This is a genomic window from Gordonia sp. AC31, from assembly GCF_031844505.1.
Lineage (GTDB): Bacteria > Actinomycetota > Actinomycetes > Mycobacteriales > Mycobacteriaceae > Gordonia > Gordonia hongkongensis.
The window spans coordinates 1-7,122 of sequence record NZ_JAUZVK010000049.1 but is presented as its reverse complement, the minus strand read 5'-3'; the positions used below and the strand labels follow the sequence as shown (position 1 = coordinate 7,122).

Annotated in this window: 6 protein-coding genes and 2 pseudogenes; 5 read left to right on the top strand and 3 right to left on the bottom strand. The window is 64.8% G+C overall.

Translation table 11 applies throughout. The annotated features are described in order from the left end of the window. Together Q9R39_RS24185 and Q9R39_RS24180 are read left to right on the top strand one after the other, a co-directional pair. The coding region (locus Q9R39_RS24185) for a helix-turn-helix transcriptional regulator (protein ID WP_311278412.1) at nt 1-287 on the top strand (287 nt) is incomplete at its 5' end. 301 nt (nt 288-588) lie between these two features. Next, the gene (locus Q9R39_RS24180; RefSeq protein WP_051406002.1) at nt 589-849 is read left to right on the top strand and encodes a redoxin NrdH; all 261 of its coding nucleotides are present in this window, start codon (nt 589-591) and stop codon (nt 847-849) included. A gap of 165 nt (nt 850-1,014) precedes the next feature. On the opposite strand, the gene Q9R39_RS24175 is transcribed toward Q9R39_RS24180, so the two are convergent. The 3 genes and pseudogenes from Q9R39_RS24175 to Q9R39_RS24165 all read right to left on the bottom strand — a co-directional run. Next, complete coding sequence (locus Q9R39_RS24175; RefSeq protein ID WP_035755484.1) at nt 1,015-2,961, bottom strand: cation-translocating P-type ATPase; 1,947 nt, start codon at nt 2,959-2,961, stop codon at nt 1,015-1,017. Continuing rightward, nucleotides 2,958-3,359, bottom strand: a complete 402-nt coding sequence (locus Q9R39_RS24170) for a helix-turn-helix transcriptional regulator (RefSeq protein ID WP_035755482.1) — start codon at nt 3,357-3,359, stop codon at nt 2,958-2,960. The genes Q9R39_RS24175 and Q9R39_RS24170 overlap by 4 nt, the downstream gene beginning before the upstream one ends. Nucleotides 3,360-3,644: 285 nt before the next feature. Beyond that, nucleotides 3,645-3,767, bottom strand: a pseudogene (locus Q9R39_RS24165) (transcriptional regulator); the annotation flags it as partial. Nucleotides 3,768-3,888: 121 nt separating this feature from the next. On the opposite strand from Q9R39_RS24165, the gene Q9R39_RS24160 reads away from it, so the two are divergent. The 3 genes and pseudogenes from Q9R39_RS24160 to Q9R39_RS24150 all read left to right on the top strand — a co-directional run. Then, nucleotides 3,889-4,935 (top strand): site-specific integrase, encoded by a 1,047-nt coding sequence (locus Q9R39_RS24160; RefSeq protein ID WP_035755480.1) that lies wholly within the window; start codon nt 3,889-3,891, stop codon nt 4,933-4,935. Beyond that, on the top strand, nt 4,932-5,258 hold the full coding sequence (locus Q9R39_RS24155) for a helix-turn-helix transcriptional regulator (RefSeq protein WP_035755478.1): 327 nt from the start codon (nt 4,932-4,934) through the stop codon (nt 5,256-5,258). The genes Q9R39_RS24160 and Q9R39_RS24155 overlap by 4 nt, the downstream gene beginning before the upstream one ends. A 695-nt stretch (nt 5,259-5,953) precedes the next feature. Beyond that, a pseudogene (locus Q9R39_RS24150) lies at nt 5,954-7,122 on the top strand (hypothetical protein); the annotation flags it as partial.

Below are 7,122 nucleotides of genomic sequence, written 5' to 3'. Positions count from 1 at the left end.
CCACACAACCACCCACCGCCCCCGAGAGGCCCGAATCCATGTCGAGCGAACCGTCCGCAATTAGCGTCGACGAGACCGCCGTCATGACCGCCGTCGGAGCAGCGATCGTCGCCCGCCGCACCGAACTCAAGATCAGCCAGCAAGCACTGGCCCGCACCGTCGGCACCAGCCGGACCTTCCTGCGCGGCATCGAGGCCGGTGAGCGCGCGCCGACCGTGGTCACACTCACCCGGATCGCTCGCGCCCTGCACACCACGCCCAGCGCACTCATCACCACCATCCGCTGACCCGGCCCCGCCACTCTCTGCGCCGCCAGCAGCCATCCCGAGGGCCGGAGCCCTCTTGCCTACCGGCGCAGCCACGCAACCCCCTGTAATTCCGAAGGTATTCGGTGCGCGTTTCTGTGGATATTTCCGCACAAATCAAAAGAATCCCGGAATAGACAAGGTGGGGGCATTCAAAGGACCACTAACAGCATGTCTAGGCGTTTTTCCCGCAACACTGAAATACGTTGCAGCCCTTGCATATACAGCCCATTAGGTATAGAATAGAAGAAAGCAAACAGCCACCGATAGAAAGGTTTCAGAAATGACGATCACTGTGTACACCAAGCCCGCTTGCGTCCAATGCCACGCCACCTACAAAGCGTTGGACAAGCAGGGACTGGACTACCAGGTGGTTGACATCAGCACCGACGCCGCCGCCCGGGACTACGTGATGAGCCTGGGCTACCTGCAAGCCCCCGTCGTGGTTGCCGGCAGTGAGCACTGGTCGGGATTCCGCCCCGACCGGGTCAAGGCACTCGCCGAACGGGATTTATTGCCAGCTGATGCAACATTGGCTGGGTGAGAACCGAGGTCGACTCGCCAACGATCGAGTTCCTCACAGTTTGCTTAAGCGCCTGTTCCAGATTGGGCGTCATAGGCTCAGATCGCCGACGGCAATAAGCAGGGCGAGCACGGTGAGCACAACCCGGGTGTGGGTTGTGCTCACCGGTATGGAAGTTGCTTTTGCCTACGCCGGCACTGTGATTGGGGCTGAGGTTGCGGGTGGGGCGGTCAGTGGTTTCGCACGGCCTGCACGCACACCGTTGGCAATGACGACGATCTCTGCGAGTTCGTGGACAAGCACCACGGCTGCTAAGCCGAGTACGCCGAACAGGGCCAGCGGCATCAGGCCGACGACGATCACCAGCGACAACCCGACGTTTTGCAGCATGATGCGGCGGGCACGGCGGGCGTGGTCGAACGCTTGGGGCAGATGCCGTAGGTCTTCGCCCATGAGAGCTACGTCGGCGGTTTCGATCGCGACGTCGGTGCCCATCGCGCCCATGGCGACGCCCAGGTCTGCGGTGGCCAGCGCGGGTGCGTCGTTGACGCCGTCGCCGACCATCGCTGTCGGCCGCGACTTGCGCAATTGCGTGATCAGGTGGGCTTTGTCTTCCGGTCGTAGCTCGGCGTGAACGTCTGTGATGCCAGCTTGCGCGGCGAGGGCGGTAGCGGTGGCCGTGTTGTCGCCGGTGAGCATTGCTACCTGATAACCGGACCGATGAAGGTGGCTAACCACCTCGGCCGCTTCAGGCCGCAGCTCGTCGCGCACCGCGATGGCGCCGATGAGCTGGCCGTCGTATTCAACCAGCACGGCAGTGGCACCAGCTTCTTGCATCGCCGTGACTGTGTCCGAGAGTTCACCGGCGTCTAGCCAGCCCGGTCGGCCGAGCCGGGCGGGACGGCCACCGACGAGGCCGGTCAGTCCGGCGCCGGTGACAGATTCGACCTCGGCCGCCGCCATCCGCAGATCGGTAGCGGCCAGAATCGCGCGCGCCAGAGGGTGTTCGCTTTGGGCTTCCAGCGCCGCGGCAACGGCGAGGACTTGTTCTCCGCGTGTGCCGTTTGTGGTAGCGACTTCGATGACGGCCGGCTGATTACGGGTAAGTGTGCCAGTCTTGTCGAGGGCGATATTGCGGACCCTGCCCAGCGCCTCGAGCGCGGCGCCACCCTTGACCAGGACACCCAACTTGCTTGCCGCTCCGACCGCAGCGACCACGGTGACCGGCACCGAAATCGCCAGCGCGCACGGAGACGCGGCGACCAGCACCACCAACGCGCGTTCGATCCATACCATCGGGTCGCCAACGAGACTACCGATCCCTGCGACCAGGGCCGCGGCGACCATCACGCCGGGCACTAAGGGCTTGGCGATCCGGTCGGCCAGGCGTTGGCTCGCGCCCTTGCGGGATTGTTCAGCCTCGACGATCCGGACGATCCGGGCCAGCGAGTTGTCCTCGGAGGTCGTGGTGACCTCGACTTCCAGTACCCCAGTGCCATTGATCGACCCGGCGAACACCTCTGCCTTCGGACCGACCTCGACCGGGACGGATTCGCCGGTGATCGCCGAAACGTCCAGTGCTGTATGCCCACTGAGTACTACGCCGTCCGTGGCGACCCGCTCGCCGGGCCTGACCAAAACGATGTCGCCGACGCGTAGCTCACTCGGTGCCACCATCACGTCAGTGCCGCCGCGGCGCACGGTCGCTTGGTCGGGCACCAGCGACAACAGGGCCCGCAAACCACGGCGGGTGCGGGCCAGCGAGTACTCCTCGAGGCCTTCGCTGATGGAGAACAAGACGGCCAACATTGCCGCCTCTCCGACCTCGCCGAGGATGACCGCACCAACCGCGGCGATGGTCATCAATGTGCCGACCCCGATCTGTCCCTTCACCAACCGGCGCAGGGTAGAAGGCACGAACGTCCAGGCCCCCAGCGCCAGTGCTACCGCCTCGAGGCCGATCTCGACCGCGCGGGGTGCGCCGACCCAGCCGACAATCAACGCGCCCAACAGAAACACCCCGGAAACTGCCGCAAACTGGAGTTCCCGGACCTGCCACAGGTGTTCCGGCGCGTGTTCCTCGGTCTCGTCGGTGGTGGGTTCGTCGTGGCCGCAGCCGCACGCATCGCTCATCGAAGACTCTCCTTGCTGGCCTGGACTGAATCGGTGACGTCGCTGACGTAGTTCGGGCAGAGCGCTACCGCGCTGCCGGTGGCAGCCAGCAGAGTTTCCGCCGATGCCAGCAAATCCATCAGCTCAGGGCGGGTGAGGCTGTAAAACACCTGCCTGCCCTGTGGGCGGCCCTCCACCAGTCGGCAGTCGCGCAGGCATGCCACATGCGCCGACACCGTCGACTGCGCCAGTCCCAACTCTGTTACGAGGTCGGCGACCCTGGCCTCCCCGGTAGCTAGGCGACGCACGATCGCTAAGCGGGTGCCATCAGACAGGCTGTGGAACAACGCCACCGCCGCATCCACATTCGATCCGGTGCCGTTCGAAACGAAACACTCACCAACTTCATTCATCGTCATATACCGATGATAACTGCTATCAACGATCAATCAAAGCGTGGGTCGGTGCAGTTCGTACCTCGTAGGAGCTTTGCGGAACGCGGCAAACGTGGGAGACCGCTTCTGTCGATACGACAGAGTGCCATCTGGCGGTGTGGACTTCCTAAAGGGGTTTGATCCGTCGCAGCCTGGTGAAGGGGCTGCGTGAGGTCGTCGATTGAGGCGGGTTCTCACCGCTGGTCGTCGAGAAAGAACGTGGGGGTCCCTGCACGCCGAGGGCCAGTCCGTCTGCGACGTCGGTGCGGAATCCACCGTGAGGACCGGCCCAAGTAGACCGTCGAGTGCATGCCCAATCCGACTGTCAGCCAACTCATATCGACTGCGCCGACCCTCAGGCGTCGCGATCACTAGACCGCACCCACGTAGGCAGCAGAACAGTTGCGTGCATCATTGATGCATCTGATACAACATAGGTGTGACACGTGACGACGTTGTCAGCGCGCGACAAGCGCTGACCCAGAATGTTGTGCAGCTCGATCCTGAACGGGCGATGTTCGATGCGATGGTTGACGGGTGGGCTCAGCAGCAGCGGGCAAAGTTCCTGCGCGAGTCGACAATCGGTCCTCGAACGCGGCTAGTGCGCCGCCTCGCCGAGTTCGCTGGACTGTATCCGTGGCAGTGGACCCCCGAGGAGGGCGAAGCGTGGATCAGTCATCTTCGATCGGGCCCAACCCCACTTCGGTTGTCCACCGTCCGCGGCTACGAGGTGGACATCGGCCTGTTCTGTGCCTACCTGCTCGATGCCCGCTACGACTGGGTTACTGAGTGCATTGCTCAGTTCGGTCGCGCGCCCGTGCAGGTCTTCCACGAAGACAACTCCATCATCCACATCGGTGAGTACGAAGGTGATCCCGGTCGACGGCCACTGACCTACGACGAGGTCCAGGCACTGTTCGATGCCGCCGACGCACGGGTCGCGCAGATCCGATCTCGCGGCCGGAAAGGAGCGATACCGGCGCTGCGAGACGCCGTAGCACTGAAATACTGCTACGCCTACGGCCTACGCCGGCAGGAGGTTTCCCGCAGCGACGTCGTTGACCTCCGCAGGAACTCGAAATTCCCAGCCTTCGGTCGGTTCGGGGCACTGACAGTGCGGCACGGCAAAGCGTCCCGGGGCGGCCCGCCCAAACGCCGCACCGTGCTCACAGTGCCGGAGATGAGCTGGATCGTGGACATCCTCGACCACTACCTCACCGAAGTGCGCAGCGAGCTCGACCACACCGGACACCCAGCACTGTTTCTCACCGAACGCGGCAGCCGACTGGGAGTGCGCGCACTCAACACCGCCTTCGCCACCGCCCGCGACGCCGCAGGAATCGACCCGACACTCGACCTCCACTCGCTGCGCCACTCCTACGTCACGCATCTGGTGGAGTTCGACTACACCGAACGATTCATCCAGGAACAAGTCGGCCACGCATTCTCCTCGACCACGGCGGTCTACATCGGGGTCAGCAACGAGTACCGCAACGGACTGCTCATGCAGTCCATCCACGCCCGATACGGCCACCTCCTCAATGACGGGACCCCGACATGAAGCAGATCGACTACACGTGGCATCTGCGAGCCAGGATGGCCGCCCACGGCATGTACTCAACCACCGATCTGCAACCGCACCTCGCTGACCGCGGCATCACACTCTCCCGCGAGCAGGTGTACCGGCTGGTGACAGGACAACCGCAACGGCTGAGCATGCACACCCTGGTCGCCCTGTGCGACATCCTCGAGTGCACCCCCAACGATCTGATCGAACCCCACATCGTCGACACCACAGTCCGCAAGACTGCCGGCAAACCGGCAGGGGTCACACCGATCACCGCTCGTCGCACCACCATTCGACGACCGGGCACCGAGTCGTGAGTGTCGCCTCTCCGCCGAAGTATCCCTGTTCGGACTGCGGCACCATCGCCCCGAGATCCCAACGCACACCCGAAGGGGGAATTTGCCGGTCCTGCTACAACATCCGCCGCCGCGAACCGTGCAGCAACTGCGGCAAGCGCACCGCCCCCAGCACACGCACGGCCGCAGGCGATCCGCTATGCGGTCACTGTGCGCGTCCCAAACGCCGCTGCACCGGCTGCGGACAGATCGACCACATCAAGACCAGCGGTAAGGACGGCGAGCTGTGCCAGCGCTGCTACACCGCACCGGCACGCCTCTGCGGACGCTGCAACGACCACGCGCCGATCGCGATCAGAGCTCGCCCCGGCGCCGTGGACCTGTGCCGGCGCTGCGCCACAGCACCCGAGGAGACGTGCAGACGTTGCGGACTGCTCCGTGAAGTGCACACCCGGTGGCCCTTGGGACCAGTATGCGTGCGCTGCTATCGACGGACTCTGTCCGAGTCGGCGTCCTGTACCGACTGCGGCACCACCGCCGCACTCATCGGCAGAAATGCTGCCAGTCAACGCATCTGCGGTCCATGCGCGGGCTCTGACCTGGACTATCGGTGTGCAACGTGCGGCGGAACGGGGCAACATCATTTCGCCCGAACCTGCCACCGCTGCTCGATCATCCGGCAGGCCCGGGACCTGCTCACCACACCTCAGGGGTCGATGCCCGACAGCCTCGAGGAGTTGCCGGCGTTCCTTGCCGCCCGTGGCCAGCCGCGCTCGACGCTGAGGTGGCTGACCAAGCCCGCGACCGGCCAGCTGCTGAGGTCGCTGGCCTCCAGCGAGCACCCCATGAGCCACACCGTGCTCGACCAGTGCCCGCCGGGGTGGGGGCGCCACCATCTGCGCGAACTGCTTATCGAGGCCGCCATACTGCCCGAACGCGATGAAGCCCTCGAACGGCTCGACACGTGGATCAACGAGACCGCCGCCGCGTTGCCCGCCCACCACAGCGCGCTGATCCGCCCCTATGGGCATTGGGCCATCCTGCGGCGCGCTCGCCGCAGGTCCCGCCGTCGCCGGTTCACCCACGCCGCCGCCGACTCCGGCCGCAACAAAATTCGCGTCGCCATCTCGCTTCTGACCCACCTCGACGAGCACGGCCACACCGTGAGTGACCTGACCCAACCGATGCTCGATGCCTGGACCGACGGACAGCATCATCGCACCAACAACATCGCCGGGTTCATCACGTGGCTGACGCAACGTGGACTGGCCACCGACCTATCGGTGACCCGTTACCCCACCCCACCGCCGTCGCAGACCGGCGACGAACACGCCCACCAACACGCCATTGCCGCGCTGCTCTCCGGCGACACTTCCGCTGACTTGCCCACCCGCATCGCGGGTTTACTCGTGCTGCTCTACGGCGCACGACTCCCCCAGGTGCAGAACCTCACCACTTCGTCGCTCACCCACGATCGCGACCGGAGGTACGTGACGCTGGCACGTCACCCTATCGAGCTACCCGAGCGCCTCGCTGAGCTCATCGACACCCTTGCCGGCACCGTCTGCGCCGACCCGCGCACTCGCACCCGGGACGGCCGCGGACATTACCTCTTCCCGGGCAGAACAGCCCACCACCCGATGCACGTCAGAACACTGAACCGAAAGCTCACCACCGCAGGTATTCCCACCCGCATCAGCCGCAACCACGCCCTACTCGCGTTGGGCGCGGACCTACCCGCCGCAGTCCTGGCAACCCAGCTCGGACTGTGCTCTACGACCTCATCGCAGTGGGCGCAACTGGCCCAACGCGACTACACCGCCTACCTGCACAGCCACGACACCGAGCACCCAACCCCGCCGACCGACGTCCCGGTAGACACAAG

Excerpts from the sequence above, each read along its gene's own strand:
- Q9R39_RS24155 (WP_035755478.1), top strand. The coding sequence starts at position 4,932 with ATGAAGCAGATCGACTACACGTGGCATCTGCGAGCCAGGATGGCCGCC.
- Q9R39_RS24170 (WP_035755482.1), bottom strand. The coding sequence starts at position 3,359 with ATGACGATGAATGAAGTTGGTGAGTGTTTCGTTTCGAACGGCACCGGA.
- Q9R39_RS24180 (WP_051406002.1), top strand. The coding sequence starts at position 589 with ATGACGATCACTGTGTACACCAAGCCCGCTTGCGTCCAATGCCACGCC.
- Q9R39_RS24160 (WP_035755480.1), top strand. The coding sequence starts at position 3,889 with ATGTTCGATGCGATGGTTGACGGGTGGGCTCAGCAGCAGCGGGCAAAG.
- Q9R39_RS24175 (WP_035755484.1), bottom strand. The coding sequence starts at position 2,961 with ATGAGCGATGCGTGCGGCTGCGGCCACGACGAACCCACCACCGACGAG.